Genomic DNA, 13,972 nt, shown 5'->3' with positions numbered 1-13,972 from the left:
GACTGAATGCTTCAGGTCAGATCGGGATCGCCAAGGTGGCGCGCACCTGCCGGACTGCGCGGATCGTGGAGGCGATGGCCTGATCGACATCGGCGCGTGTTGACGCGTACCCAAGAGAGAACCGGACAGTGGAGTCTGCCTCTTCCCGGCTACGCCCCATGGCCAGGAGTACGTGGCTCGGGCTCGGTGCACCAGAGGAGCACGCACTTCCTTCGGAGGCAGCGACATCTGGCATCGCGGTGAGGACAGCGTCGGCAGGGGCGCCGTGGAATGTGATGCTGGTAACACCAGGTAGCCGGTAGTCGAGCGCACCGTTGATCCGGCAGTCGCCGAGTTGCTCAACGAGAGCACTCTCCAGCAAGTCACGGAGGCGTGCGACCCGTGCGATCTCTTCCGCCAGGCCGCGGTGCGCTGCTGCCGCTGCTGCTCCCGCCCCCGTGATGCCGGCGACGTTGAGCGTCCCGGCTCGCCAGCCGCGTTCTTGCCCTCCGCCGAAGATCAGCGGGTGGTACGGGATCGAGATGCCACGGCGGACAAAGAGGGCCCCCACTCCTTGCGGGCCGCCGAACTTGTGAGCTGACAGAGACAGCAAGTCCACGTCGACCTCGGCGAGGTCGATCGGCAGTCGGCCAACCATTTGCGTGGCGTCGGTGTGGAAAAGAGCCCCCGCCGCATGTGCCGCTTCCGCAAGCGGTGCGAGGTCGGCCAGGACGCCCGTCTCGTTGTTCGCGGCCATCAGGGAAACGATCGCCACGTCACCCGCAGACAGGGCGGCATGGAGGCCGTCTAGATCCACCAGGCCGTCCGCATCCACCGCCAACAGTTTGAGCGCGTCGGGCGCGGTTGCCGTAAGGTTCTTGGCGGTTTCCAGCACTGCGGGGTGCTCGACTGTGCTCGTAATCACAGTCCCGCCGACGCTGTGAGCGGCTCGCAGCGCGAGGTTGTTGGCCTCGGTGGCTCCAGAGGTGAAGATGATCTCGCCAGGGGAGCAGTTCAACAGATCAGAGACTTGACGGCGAGCCTCATCTACCCGTTGCGCGGCGTCGCGGCCGGAACGGTGCGTGCTTGACGCATTACCTACCGTCTGCATCGAGGTGAGAGTGGCCTCTCGTGCTTCGGGTCGCATGGGTGCCGTGGCGTTGTAATCGAGATAGGCCAGACCTGAACTAAGCGTCCGTTCTGTCACAATCCACCCCGCTTCTCTGTGATCCATCTGCGCAACTGGTGGCTGCTCACGGCGGTGCGGCAGCTTCCACCAGTTGTCAACGGTGATCCTAGCTGCCGGTGGATGCGGGTGAGGCGCAGGCGCGGTTTTCGCGCGTTTGGTGAGCGCATGCGACCGCCGCCGATTGAACATATGTTCGCATCACGACTGCTTCGTGACCACCGGTAAAAGCCATGAGAGTCCGGGGAGTTGAGTCACATGGACCCGGTCCGTCCGGCAGCTCCGACTGCCAATCCACGTGGATTGCGCCGAGCCGGCTTCGGCTGTCAGCGGTCAGGACTAGGGTTGATCACGCGCTGAACCCCCACTGAATGGGGTGTGGCGGATGAGGGGTAAACGATCTGGTAAGGGGATGGGGTTGCACGCGGTAGGGGCGCGGCGAGTAGATGCGACGCAGACGAACTGGGGGGTGTTGTGATCGGGTCCCCGGGCATCGCGTTTCAGGCCGTCCTTGATGCGGCCCCCCTGACGTACATACGGCGCCTGCTTGGCGAGCACGCCTGCGAACTCCTCGCATTGCTGCGGGAGGGGTCCGTTGAGGATGCCATCCGGACGGTCGCAGCCTCGGCCGTCTCTCCGGAGCAGTTGATCGGCGATCCCGAGGAGCGCGCGCAGCTGCTGGAGCTGCTTCCCGAGGGCAAGAAGGCGGAACTAGCAGAACGCCTTGGCTGGGACACGTCTTCGTCGCCGGCGGAATTCCTGTCTGCTCTGCCTTGGACGCTTGAAGAGCGCCGCGCATTCCTTGGCTTCCTTGGGCTCGTCGTTGATCGAGCGCCCGAGGCACCCGTGTCCTCACGGAGACCGTCCGAACCGAGTTATGGCCTCTTCCCGCATCAGCGGCGTGCGGCCGGCAAAGTGCGGCGTCTGCTCTACTCCAGTGAACGTCGCACGGTATTGCACTTGCCGACCGGGGTCGGCAAGACGCGCACCGGCATGGACTTGATCTGTGACCACCTTCGGCAGCATGAGCCCACTCTGGTCGTGTGGCTGGCCCGGGGCCGCGAGCTCCTCGAACAGGCCGCGCTCGAATTCGAGCGCGCATGGGCCTCTCTCGGTAATCGGGAGGTCACCGTAGCCCGGATGTGGGGGGACGCTCCCACCGATCTTGATGACATCACCGACGGCATTGTCGTACTCGGACTGGAGAAGGCGGGTGCCGCGGCAAAGAGTACGCCGGGCTTTCTCGACCAACTTGCGCTCCGTACCACGCTCACAGTCTTCGACGAGGCTCATCAAGCCATCGCGCCCACTTACCGCCGGGTGGTCGAAGCCCTCACGCTCCGTAGCGATTCGAGCCTCTTGGGGCTGACCGCCACGCCGGGAAGGACGTGGGCTGACATCTCGGAGGACGAGAAGCTCGCGGAATTCTTCGCATGCCAGAAGGTGATGCTGGAGATCGACGGGTACGACAACCCCGTCACCGCTCTCATCGAGCAGGGGTACCTCGCCCGCCCAGACTTTCGCACAGTCGCGGCTGACTCCGGGATGAAGCTCAGCGCACGGGACAAGCAGGCTCTCGCTGCGTCCTTTGACATCCCCGATGAACTGATCACGGGTCTTGCCGACAACGTGCAGTGGAACCTTCAGGTCGTCCGCACCGTGCTCGATCTCAGCGAACAGCACAGGCGCATCCTGCTGTTCGCCGCCTCGATCGAGCACAGCCGCCTGATCGTCGCCATCCTGAGCATGTTCGGAATCGATGCCGAGCAGGTCACGGGCGAATCCTCAACGCGTCATCGCGATCGAGTGATCAACCGCTTCAAGGGCCCTGGAACCCGACCAATGGTCCTCTCGAACTACGGCGTGCTCACCACTGGCTTCGATGCCCCCGCGGCGAGCGCCGCCGTGATTGCCCGCCCTACTCGCTCACTCGTGCTGTACAGCCAGATGGTGGGCCGCGTGATCCGCGGGCCCAAGGCCGGCGGCACCTCCACATGCGACGTCGTGACCGTCGTCGACCCCGCGCTCCCGGGCTTCGGAGACGTGGCAGAGGCATTCACCAACTGGGAAGACGTATGGAAGGCTCGATGACATCCAAGTACTCGATCGTCACATCCGACCTGACGGTCAAAGCCTTGCAGGACAGCGGATACAAGTCGACGGCACACGCCATCGCCGAACTGATCGACAACGGCATTGAAGCCGGGGCCGACCTCGTCGAGCTGTTCGTTGTTGAGTCGACGGACCGTCCGTCGCAGCGCTCGCGCCACCGAGTCGAGAAGATCGCCGTACTCGACAACGGTAGTGGCATGGACCCCGAGACGCTCCGACAATCCCTCCGCTTCGGTGCGGGAACGCGGCAACAGCGGAAGGGAATAGGACGCTTCGGAGTCGGCCTGCCCAACTCCAGCATCTCCCAGTGTGACCGCGTCGACGTCTGGTCCTGGACCAACGGACCCGACAATGCACTGCACACGTACCTTGATCTGACGGAGGTGCGCGGCGGGCTCGAGGAGGTCCCCGAGCCCAAGCTCGACGGCGTCCCGGACGAATGGCAAGCGCTGGCCGAAGGGCTCGGCACCAGTGGCACCTTGGTGCAGTGGACACAGTTGGAACGGGTCCAGTGGCGTGGCGCGGAGGCGACTCTGGCCAATACCGAGAGCTTGATCGGCCGCATCTACCGTCGGCTGATCGCCGAGGGAACGCGGATCAAGCTGGTACCTGCTCGCGGGTGGGCTCCCTTGCCCGGCGTTCGTGATGCACGCCCCAACGATCCGCTCTACCTGATGTCCCCCAGCGCGACGCCGGCCCCGTTCGACACCAGGCCGATGTTCCGCCCATTCGGTGCCGGCAACGTCGGCGAGATCGGCGTCGAGCGGTTCATGGTCCATGGAGCCGACAGCAACGAGTACCCCGTCTTCGTCCGTTCCTCGATCGCTGTCGATGCAGCGCGACGTCCGGACATCGGAGGCGAGGAATGGCCCAAAGCCGTATCTCCGAGTCTCAACCCCGGTGAAGCTCCGTGGGGCAAGCACGCCGCCAAGAACCTCGGTATCTCGCTGATCCGCGCCAACCGCGAACTCGACCTCGACACGGGCTGGACGAACTCCTATGACCCTGTGGAACGCTGGTGGGGCGTAGAGATCGATTTCCCACCCGCGTTGGACGAAGTCTTCGGGGTCACCAACAACAAGCAAGCCGCCACGATCTTCTCTGACCTTGCCCACTTCAACTGGCGGGAAGAGGCCGCTGGCCTTACCTGGGACGAGTTCCGGGAGCAGCTCCGCGAGGAGGGGGACCGGCGGCTCCCACTCATCGAGATCGTCTATCACATCCGTGAGAAGCTGCTCGGCAAACTGCGCTCCGACCTTGCTGACCAGACCCGGGGCACGCGCGCCAACCGGAAGCGGCACGAGGACGTGGAGACTAAGGCCGAGGAAGCGGTCAAGCGACGGCGTGTGGAGACGAAACCCAGCTTCACCGACACGCTCGCCGAGCAGGTCACCGAGGAAGAGAGCAAGGAGATTCAGCTCGAAAACCTCGTGGAGACTCATAAGTACACGCCTGCCGACGCTCAGCGGATCATTGAGGAGTCGATCCAACAGGGCAAGCACGTCCGTCTGCTGACAAGCCGCAACCCCGACTCGCCGGCCTTCTTCAACATCGACTACATCCCCAACCTGCTGCAGGTCACCCTCAACCAGGACCATCCGGTCTACGCCGACCTCATCGCCGTGCTCGACGGCGACATCGACGGCGCCAGCAAGGAAGAACTCGCAGAGCGGCTGCGGGGTGCGGCTGGAGCCTTCAAGCTCCTGCTCATGTCCTGGGCGCGGTTCGAGGACGAGCTGCCCGACAAACCCCGGGAGAGGGCGAAGAAGATGCGACAGGACTGGGGCCGCATCGCCAGCGACTTCCTCGGTGCGGACGAGGCCGACGACGAGGACGATGAGTGACCCGAGACCACGTCTGGCAGCAGATTGAGCAGCTCCTCCGCGGTGCGACTCGTGATGTGCTCCTGGTGGCCCCCTTCATCAAGAAGGAGACCTTCCAGGCGGCCCTCACGGCAGTGCCGACCAGCGTGGAACGCGTTCAGTGCGTGACGCGCTGGTCCGTCGCCGAGGTCGCGGCTGGCGTGTCCGACCCGGAGATCGCGGAACTTGCTGAAGCCGACGGTCGGGTGAGCATCTCGCTCTGCCACAGCCTCCACGCCAAGCTGTATGCCGCCGACGACCGTTGCCTTGTCGGTTCCGCCAACCTCACGGGCAAGGCAACCGGGCGAGTCCCAGCTCCTAACATCGAGTTGCTTATTGAAGCTGAACTCGCACACCCCGAGGTGCGCCGGATACTCGACGCCATCGACGTAGCCGCTGTGCCTGGGACGGTGGAACTGGCGGGCCAGATCCGTGAACAGGCCGACCTCCTACGTGACGATGAGGACGCCCCGCAGATGCTTGTGATCGGAGAGAGCGAGACGCGGGCGCGCTGGCTGCCGGAAACCAGGAACCCTGAGCGCCTCTACCGGGTGTACAACGGCCGGCACCGGAACATCTCCAGCGACGTCCTCGCCGGAGTGTTGCGTGATCTCGTCCGCATGGACATCCCTCCGGGGCTCTCCGAGCAGGACTTCGGGGCCGCGGTTCTTGACCGGCTGCGCGCCCTGCCCGAAGTCCGCACACTCGCGGAAAGCGGGGCTCTGAACCTCGACGACGCGAAGAGGACGCTGATCGACGGTGGTTTCCACACGGCGGACCAGGCGCAACGGGCGGTGGAAACGATCGCCAGGTGGCTGAGCTACTTCGACGAGGTGTACCTCGTTCCGGTTGGTCCCTGGGAGATCCGGCAGGGCAGAGAGATCACGTGATGCCACTGGCGGGCCGGCGGACGCGTCGAGCGTGTGCCGGCTCGTCGGCGCGACCGTGAGCAGAACGCCGGGAGGAGGACGGGTTTGCAGAGCGGGCGGTATCTTTAGCGGCCTCATACCTTCCTCCGGGGCCTTCTCCTGCCACGATGATCGAAAAGGTGCTGTGCATGGTGGCAGTACGCAAGCCGTATCTGCTTGGACACGCCGAGATCGCCGCCCTGTACGGAGTGGAACGTCAGACCTCGCAGAAGTGGAGAGCCGACGGGACCCTGGCGGAACCTGATCTGGTGATCTCGGGGAACCCCTACTGGCTGTTGCCCACGGTGCTTCAGCTCCGCCACGACGGTGTCCGGGAAGTCGCAGAGCAACGCTTGGCCGAGTACGAAGCCTCTGTCCCCGGCGGATACCGCGTCGAACGATCAGAGCGACTCCCGACCATCGTAGGGATCACGGAGGTTGCCAAGATCCTCGGTCGTGACAGGGGGACGATTTCCCGCTGGCGTCACCGGAAGCAGATCGCGGCAGCTGACTTCGAGCTGTCCGGTTCGCCCCTGTGGCTTATCGATACCGTTCTGGCCGATGCGAAGGCCCGTGGCCGTGGAGTGCTGCAGGAGGAAGTCGAGCGGCTTCGCGGCGGAGCGCGTGGTTCTCAGAAGCCTCGAGGACGCCGGAGTGCACCGCCGGCCCCTCATCCTCCTCGGCCACCTATGCCGAATGCTCGGACGTTCACGAGCGACGAGGGCGACGAAGCGGCGAGCTTTCTTGCCGCAGCCCTGGCACAGGGGCACTCAGTGGTAATCCGCCCCGTGCGCCGGAAGGCGTAGACGTCGCAGCCGTCTTGGCGACGGCCAACCTGTGGTGGCGTACGGAGGGAAGCTCGTCGGATTTTGGGCGTGGTCTCCTGCGTTCCGCGGCGGCCACGGTGGTGTCGCGCGTGTAGAGGAAGACGCTGCTCGGCACGTCGGGCCCGTTCTTGGCAGGCACCGGGGAATTGCACCCTGCCTGGAATAAACAGTTGATGATGGCGTTGTGATCCATAGAAGCTTTCATGGCCGGGTATGGCTGCACTAGATCGGGAGCCACATGTCAGACGTCCATCTCCGTGACCCGCAACGCGAAGACAACGACACCCCTTGCCGGGGGAGGGCCTCATGAAGGTCATCTCGTACGGTGGCGGAGTCCAGTCGACGGCCCTGCTGGTCCTCGCGGCTCGGCGCGAGATCGACTATCCGACTTTCCTGTTCGCGAACGTGGGTGACGACAGTGAGCACCCTGGGACCTTGGCGTACGTTCGCGAAGTGGCGCTGCCGTATGCCACCCGCGCTGGGCTTGACCTGCATCAGCTGGAGCGTCGCCGTCGAGACGGTTCGACCGAGACTCTGATGGAGAGGCTGAACAGGCCGGACATTCGGTCGATCCCGATCCCCGTCCGCATGGCCAACGGAGCTCCTGGGCGCCGTTCCTGTACTGCCGACTTCAAGATCAAAGTCGTGGGTCGCTGGCTACGCGAGCACGGTGCCACGGCCTTCACCCCAGCTACTGTGGGCATCGGCATATCTCTCGATGAAATCCACAGAGCGAACCGTCGCCGCTGTGAGGCACACGAGCAGATCGAGTACCCCCTCCTCGACCTTCGGCTGCGTAGAAGCGACTGCGAACGCATCATCGAGGATGCAGGGCTTCCGGTTCCGCCGAAGAGCGCTTGTTTCTTCTGCCCCTTTCGTACTGTTGAAGCCTGGCGCCGCCAGCGGCGGGTCGAGCCCGAGCTCTTCAATGTGGCCGTTCAGTTGGAGGAGACGATCAACAAGCGACGAGCGGCACTCGGAAGGGACTCCGTGTACTTGACTCGGTACGGCCGTCCCCTTGATGAGGCCATACCGGGGCCCGACGCTGAGGTTGGTGCCTTGGACGTCGGAGATGGTGACTGCGACTCCGGGTGGTGCATGACGTGATCCGCCGGCCCTGGTGGTGCTGGAGCCTGCATCAGCCTCCAGCACCACCAGGGATGCAGGGTCTCCCCGGTGGCTGGAAGCTGGCATCAGGGCTGATCCAGTCAACCGTCAGCGCGGCGGACCAGCCGGTGTCCCCGCAGCGATCGGCCGGTGCGCGAGAGTGCCCGCTCCCATCCTTCCTCGTTGCCGATCAAGTGCGGATGCTCATACAGGCCGGCGCGTACCTCCGCTTCCGTCAACCGTTGGTATTTCGGAACGTCGGGATCGTCCGGGGCCAGGAACTCGTGTTTGCGGTGGAGTAGAGGACGGTTCGTCGAGTCGGCGTACGACATGTGGGAAGACTTCAGGGTCTTCAAGTCGACCGCGTAAGAGGATGAGAGTCTGGGGTGGGGATCTGAGTCGAACTCGGGGTAATCGAGCCAGCTCACGCCACGGCCCTGGTGGCGGAGCTTGACGACGGACCATGAGGGAGGACGGCCAGCGGCGATGCTTGCGCACTGCTCGTACAGGCGGAGGATGGTCGGGATCCGAGACAGCGCCCGGCGGTGCACATACAGGGCGGTGGCAGTGAACTTCCCAGCCACTGACCCGTTCATGGCGCGGCGCACGTACGCGTCATCGCGGAGTTTGAAGAGGAGCCGATCCGCCCGCTTGCATACCTCTGCGTAGGACGAGAAGAAGGCGCGGATGTCCAATTGGACGGGGATTGGGAGACTGCTAGCCGGACCGCGGCCGTGGAAGAGCTCGACTGCGAGGAAGAGCAGGGTGTCGAGAGCTGAGCGCTTGGCGCCAGCCTCGACCTTCAAGGGATCGGCGGCCTGCTCGACGAGCCTCTTAAGTTCCTGTGGCCGCATGTGGCCAAGAAGTCCCATGACAGGTTGCGGCATCTCTTCCAGCTGCGGCAGCCGGCCACGCTGCTCGAGATGATCCACGACGGCAGCGATCGCGGACGCGGTGTCATCGGAAGCGAGCCAGGCGGCGTCAGGCGTGACCTGACGGGCGAGATATGAGAGGCGTGCTTCGTCGCTCCTGAAGGCGTAAACGATGCCAGGGGCTGCCGAGAGGCACCGGACTCCGGTCACGTCCTGGACGAGGTCCCGTAGCTCGCTCGCAGCGAAGAGGTGCTGAAAAGTGTTGCGGCTCGTAAGGATGCCGTCGCCGTATTCCGTGCCCTTGACCTGGTTCCGCTCCCAACGGAGCCGGGCGGAAACAACGAGAGCAGCTTTCGTGTGCTCCCACGCCTTCGCGAGGGTTGCGCGCCGTTCATCAGGCTTCTCGATGACGTTCAGGACGTATGTGAGAAGCACGATGTCGGAGGGCCTGAGTTCACCGTCAGGACGATGCACAGGGTCCCAGCCGGAGGCATCAAGACCGAGGTGCTCAAGAGCGCGAACATCGCCACCACGGCCACAGCCATAGTCCAGGACCTGAATGCCGTTGGTCATCTGCAGGTCCATCACAGCCTGACGAGCGGGAGCAGAGAGCCCCACCCTTCCGATGGCAGTCCGATGCCTCTGGCTGCTCCAGGGCTGCAGTGTCATCGGCGCTTCCCGCGGGTCGAGGGGCGGATCGACGTACAGAGGCATTGAACCGTATACCCACGCCGCGCTGGAAAGATCTACGCGACGGACACGGGGATCCGCCTCAACAACTGCGGGCTGGTCCCCGCCATCGAGATCGGCAGCATGGTTGGGATCGATGGCGAGGAGATTGGACCACGGAGGCGCGTGCGCGCAAGAGATCGTTGAGCACGCGCACCGGAGACGTCGGACACTGGGCCAGTCGGGCGTCGACCGCTCTCTCCCACTGCTCGGTCAGACCGAGCATGAGGCGTTTGCGCATGCCCGGGGTGACGTGGGCGTAGCGGGCCGAGACCGAGCCGTCGATGTGACCCATGCGGTCGTCCATGAGGACCTTCTCGGTGCCGAGGTCCTCCATCACGGTCCGGTGGGCGTGGCGAAGACCGTGGGGTGTGAGTCCCTTGGCGATCGGGAGCCAGCAGGCGTCGGCCCGCTTACTGGCGCCGCGTCCTCGGGCCGGGATACCGGGCCACGGCTCGCCGAGCAGCGGTACGGGGCGGGCCTGCTGCGGTGCCTTCTTCGGGTACCACCCGGAGACCGCCGGGGTAAACAGCCAGGTCGCGAAACCGTTTCGGCGCCAGTGGGCGGCGTGCTCCGACGCTGCGCCGCCGCGCACGAACCCCAGGTCCGCGATGGCCTGCTCCACCCTCAGCCGTTTGGCTTCGGTGACGCGGTCGGGGTGGTTGAGGACGTTGGACACCGTGCCAGCGGAGACTTCGGCGCGGCGCGCGACGTCGACGAGCTTTGCGCTCTGGTGGCCGCCGGTGCGAGCCGTGCCCTGCCCGCGGAAGACGTAGGTCTTGCCGTGACACGGGCAGGGTTTCGGCTTCGTTCGGGCGACGTGGTTGGCGACCAGGGCCGACAGCCAGTCCATCGAGTCGATGGTGCGGTAGCTGTCGTCCTTGGGTGGGCAGCGCACCAGCTCGCCGGTGTCGAGTTCGTACAGCTGCCACTCGACGCGGACGGAGCCTGGGCGGGCGAACTCGGTCTCCAAGCCGACGATTTCGCCCCAGCGCATGCCGGTGTAGCCCTTGAGGACGACGGCGACGAACTCGTCGTCGCGGCCGGAGAGCAGGGCGGCCCGTTCGGCGGTGAGCAGGATGCCGAGTGCGTCGGTGACGACCTTCTCCGGGCCGCGGTTGCGGGAGCGGCCGGCGCGTTTGCCGCGTCCGCGCCGTCTGGCGGCCGGGTTGGACGTGATCAGGCCCTCGTCGATCGCGTCTTCGAAGATCAGATGGAGCGTCGAGCGCCAGGTTCTGACGCTGGAGGCCGCGTAGACAGCCTTCTCCCTCTTCTCCCACAGGTCGACGTCCGTGCGCAGGATGCCGGCGAGCGCCTTGTCCTCGAACTCGGGGAGCAGGTGCTGCTCGATGTGACGCCGATAGTTCTGCATGGTCGAGGCGGCCAGGTCTTGGGCTTCGTACCAGCGGTTCGCGTACTCGCCGAAGGTCTCTTGGTCGAGGGCCGGGCCACGCCAGTCGCCGTGCTGGTACTTGGTCTCGGCATCAGCCGCCGCCCGTTGGGCCTCGCCCTTGGTGGCGAAGCGGATCGCCTCGCCGTTCGCGTCGACGACCGTGTTGTGCTTGCCGGGCGCGGTCTTGTATCGGCCGCACCAGTAGTTCCCGCGCTTCTCCGTGAAACCCAACTTCCGTCTTCCTCTCGCGTGAACTCATGGCTCGCGCAGGCTTTCCACGACACTCCCGGGCAACTCGACACGCCGCAGAAGATCACGCGAAGAGACCGAACAAGGTCATACGAAGGGCGGGGAGATCAAGCAGAGGTGGCGAAGCCCCTGCTCGCATTGTCCGATGGTGACAACCTGGCTGCAGCCAGGAAGTCGGGGTCGCTGTCCGGGACTGGAGTGTCACCGGCGGCGATCAGGGGAGCGCAAGGGGAGCGCGGACGCCTGTGGACGGTGCAACACAGGGTACGAACAGTGGGACCGTGACATGTGCTCTGATCTGGGAAAACGAGATCTGACACGGCCACGCGGCACGGCGCGACATGATCCCTAGCGGGCTCGTAATGCGTAGGTCTCGGGTTCGAATCCCGAAGGCGGCTCAGTAAAAAGGCCAGGTCACACAGCCCGTGACCTGGCCTTTTGCGTTGCTCCGGGCATGACGCGTCGCACGGCCGTGGTGCCGCGGGATGGCTGGCGTGAGCGATGCGTGAGCGGGGGCGCTCAGAGACCTACTTCTTGGGCTTCCGGAACTTGGCCTTCTTGTCGGCCTTGGGCTGGGCTTTCGCCTTGTTCTTCGGCTTGCAGCCCCTGTCCTTGCCGGCGTTCTCCGCCGCGGCCTTCTTGGCCTTCTCCTTCTTCGCGGCCTTGCGGGCCGCCTTCTCCGCCTCGGTCTTGCGCTGAAGTGGGACCAGCTTCGCCGTCGCCTCGGCGGCGCTCCTGCCGACCTGGGGCAGGACGCTCTGGTAGATATCCCGCGTGATGCGGGTATCACTGTGCCCGAGGGTGTCCGACACGATCTTGATGTCGATGTCGGCGGCCAGCATGAGCGTTGCTGCGCCGTGGCGCAGGTCATGCAGACGGATCGGCGGGAGGCCGGAGGCGGCGACGAGCCGCTCAAAGAGGTCGGTGATCTGTCGGTCTTGGGGTCGGATGCCTCGATGTCCCAGCCGTCCTGCACGAGCTGCGAGGAGGCGGTGAGGGAGTGTGTGTCGAGGTTCGTCTCCGACCACGGCTGCCCGCACGCCTCACCACGGCGCAGGCAACGGAAGGCGATCCGGTGCCACATCGCGTACAGCCGGTCCTCTGCTACGAAGCCGAGGAAGGCGCCGGTCTGTTGGGGCGTCCAGACCATCACGGGCGACGGCTTCTCGCCCGTCTGCTCCCACTTGGCGACCCGCTCGTCCGTCCACACCAGCGCCTTCGGCTTGCGCACGGGATCGATCTCGACATGAGCGGCCGGGTTGAACGTGATGATCTGCTGCCCGATCGCGTCGTTCAGGGCCGCGCGGAGCGTGGCTTTGACGTGCAGGCGCGTGGCGGGGCCGGTAATGCGACGGAAGGGAGGCATCTCGTCGATCGCGGCCTTCATCGCCTTGCGCCGGGCTCGGTTCTCCGCGCCCTTCCACGGCACGGTCGCCAGATCATCGATCGCGGCTCGCCGTTGAGCGTTCTGCTCCAGGATCTGGGCGTTGGCGTCGCGGATCTCCGTGAACATCTCGCTGAGGTGGCTGACGCGCAGCCGGTCGAGTCGCCGGTGCCCGATGTGCGGCTTGAGGTGCACGCGGATGTCGGTCTCGTAGCGGCTCAGGCCGGACTTGCGTATGCGCTTGCCCGCCATCCACCGGTCGAGCCACTCGCTCACGGTCAGGCTGCCGATGAGGTCCTGGCCGGTGTTGAGGCGCCGCCGGATCTCCTCGACGTCGGGCAGGGGAGTCTTCTCGCTGCTGACTTCGGTCAGCATGGCGGCGATCAGTTCCGTGCCCTCGGGATCGTCCGACTCGGCCAGGCCAAGGAGGGCGCGTACGTGGTCGAGGTCGGCCTGGGCGGCCTTGCGGCTGTCGTAGCCGCCACGGGCGAAGGACCTGCGACTGCCGTCCTCGCGGGGTGGCAGCTCCTGGCGTATGGAGTAGGTGCAGTGGTTCCTGCTGTTGCGCTTCGGGCAGGAAGTGCCGAGTTCCTTGCCGGTCTTCGGGTCGCGGCAGGAGCAGCGGCGGTAGGTGGAGCCCTTCAAAGATCGTTCTCCTCGGTGGGGTCGGTATCAGGCGGGTCGATGTCGGCGAGCTGCGAGGGCAGGTGTGGTGGGGTGCCGCCGCCTTCGCGGATGGCGTCGCGGTGATGGAGCAGCTCGCGCTTGGCTTCGGCTGCCTGGTCGGCGTATCGGGCCAAGGCGCGCTCGGCAGCTTCCCGTTGGACGCGGTTCGCGGCAGTCCTGACCTTCCAGCGTTCGTAGTCCTCGCTCTCCACGGCGGCCAGGGCCGAGCGGAGTTCGAGGTCGTGGGCCAGGAAGTGGTCGAGCATGTAGTCGGTAGCGCCCTCGGCGGGTGAGTTGCCGGTGAACCACTGCAAGGCGTCCCAGGTCGGTCGCGGGTCCTCGTAGGGGAGTTGGCGGACCTCTGCGACGTAACCGACCGGGTACAGCAGGCCGATCGGGGACATGCGCAGGGCTTTCGCGAGGACCATGACCTCGACCAGAGGGAGGACGGCGCGGCGGCCGGACTCCATGTTGGCGATCACATTGCGGGGGATCGGATAGCCGATCTCCTCGCACCTGTCGGCGAGGTCCTGTGCGCTCCACCGCAGTTCCTTCCGTCGTCTGCGGACCTCGCCGGCCACAGTGGCCATGACGTGGTCCTCCCATTCGAGGTCGTCGACCTCGCTGTCTTCCTCATATCCATGGTCGGAACGGCGTTGTGTCATAAAGACACATTAGCTTGCCTAGCGTTGATTCCA

Annotated in this window: 9 protein-coding genes and 1 pseudogene; 5 read left to right on the top strand and 5 right to left on the bottom strand. The window is 65.4% G+C overall.

The genetic code is table 11. The features are described 5' to 3' along the window. Window positions 1-16: 16 nt before the first annotated feature. Complete coding sequence (locus tag ACWD6P_RS10445) at window positions 17-1,126, bottom strand: cysteine desulfurase family protein (protein ID WP_451443708.1); 1,110 nt, start codon at window positions 1,124-1,126, stop codon at window positions 17-19. 513 nt (window positions 1,127-1,639) lie between these two features. Here ACWD6P_RS10445 and ACWD6P_RS10440 point away from each other — a divergent pair. The 5 genes from ACWD6P_RS10440 (at window position 1,640) to ACWD6P_RS10420 (ending at window position 7,981) form a co-directional block, all read left to right on the top strand. Further along, complete coding sequence (locus ACWD6P_RS10440; RefSeq protein ID WP_451443631.1) at window positions 1,640-3,256, top strand: DEAD/DEAH box helicase; 1,617 nt, start codon at window positions 1,640-1,642, stop codon at window positions 3,254-3,256. Continuing rightward, the gene (locus ACWD6P_RS10435) at window positions 3,253-5,121 is read left to right on the top strand and encodes an ATP-binding protein (RefSeq protein WP_451443630.1); all 1,869 of its coding nucleotides are present in this window, start codon (window positions 3,253-3,255) and stop codon (window positions 5,119-5,121) included. The genes ACWD6P_RS10440 and ACWD6P_RS10435 overlap by 4 nt, the downstream gene beginning before the upstream one ends. Then, window positions 5,118-6,029, top strand: coding sequence for a phospholipase D family protein (locus ACWD6P_RS10430; RefSeq protein ID WP_451443629.1), 912 nt, complete (start codon window positions 5,118-5,120; stop codon window positions 6,027-6,029). The genes ACWD6P_RS10435 and ACWD6P_RS10430 overlap by 4 nt, the downstream gene beginning before the upstream one ends. Before the next feature lie 146 nt (window positions 6,030-6,175). Beyond that, complete coding sequence (locus tag ACWD6P_RS10425) at window positions 6,176-6,853, top strand: hypothetical protein (protein ID WP_451443628.1); 678 nt, start codon at window positions 6,176-6,178, stop codon at window positions 6,851-6,853. A 327-nt stretch (window positions 6,854-7,180) separates the two neighbouring features. After that, entirely contained in the window at window positions 7,181-7,981 is an 801-nt protein-coding gene (locus ACWD6P_RS10420; RefSeq protein ID WP_451443627.1) for a phosphoadenosine phosphosulfate reductase, read from the top strand. A 101-nt stretch (window positions 7,982-8,082) separates the two neighbouring features. Here ACWD6P_RS10420 and ACWD6P_RS10415 read toward each other — a convergent pair whose 3' ends face one another. The 4 genes and pseudogenes from ACWD6P_RS10415 to ACWD6P_RS10400 form a co-directional block, all read right to left on the bottom strand. Continuing rightward, window positions 8,083-9,522: a DNA phosphorothioation-associated putative methyltransferase gene (locus ACWD6P_RS10415; protein ID WP_451443626.1), complete on the bottom strand. Its 1,440-nt coding sequence runs from the start codon at window positions 9,520-9,522 to the stop codon at window positions 8,083-8,085. A 103-nt stretch (window positions 9,523-9,625) separates the two neighbouring features. Next, window positions 9,626-11,206 carry a LacI family DNA-binding transcriptional regulator gene (locus ACWD6P_RS10410; protein ID WP_451443625.1) on the bottom strand — a complete coding sequence of 527 codons (1,581 nt, stop codon included), beginning with the start codon at window positions 11,204-11,206 and terminating at the stop codon, window positions 9,626-9,628. 545 nt (window positions 11,207-11,751) lie between these two features. Next, window positions 11,752-13,253 (bottom strand): annotated as a pseudogene (locus tag ACWD6P_RS10405) (tyrosine-type recombinase/integrase). Beyond that, on the bottom strand, window positions 13,250-13,939 hold the full coding sequence (locus tag ACWD6P_RS10400; RefSeq protein ID WP_451443624.1) for a helix-turn-helix domain-containing protein: 690 nt from the start codon (window positions 13,937-13,939) through the stop codon (window positions 13,250-13,252). The pseudogene ACWD6P_RS10405 and the gene ACWD6P_RS10400 overlap by 4 nt, the downstream one beginning before the upstream one ends. Window positions 13,940-13,972 lie beyond the last annotated feature (33 nt).

The organism is Streptomyces sp. NPDC002446 (genome assembly GCF_053595675.1).
Note: the sequence above shows the minus strand (reverse complement) of the source record. Positions and strands in the feature narration are given on the sequence as shown.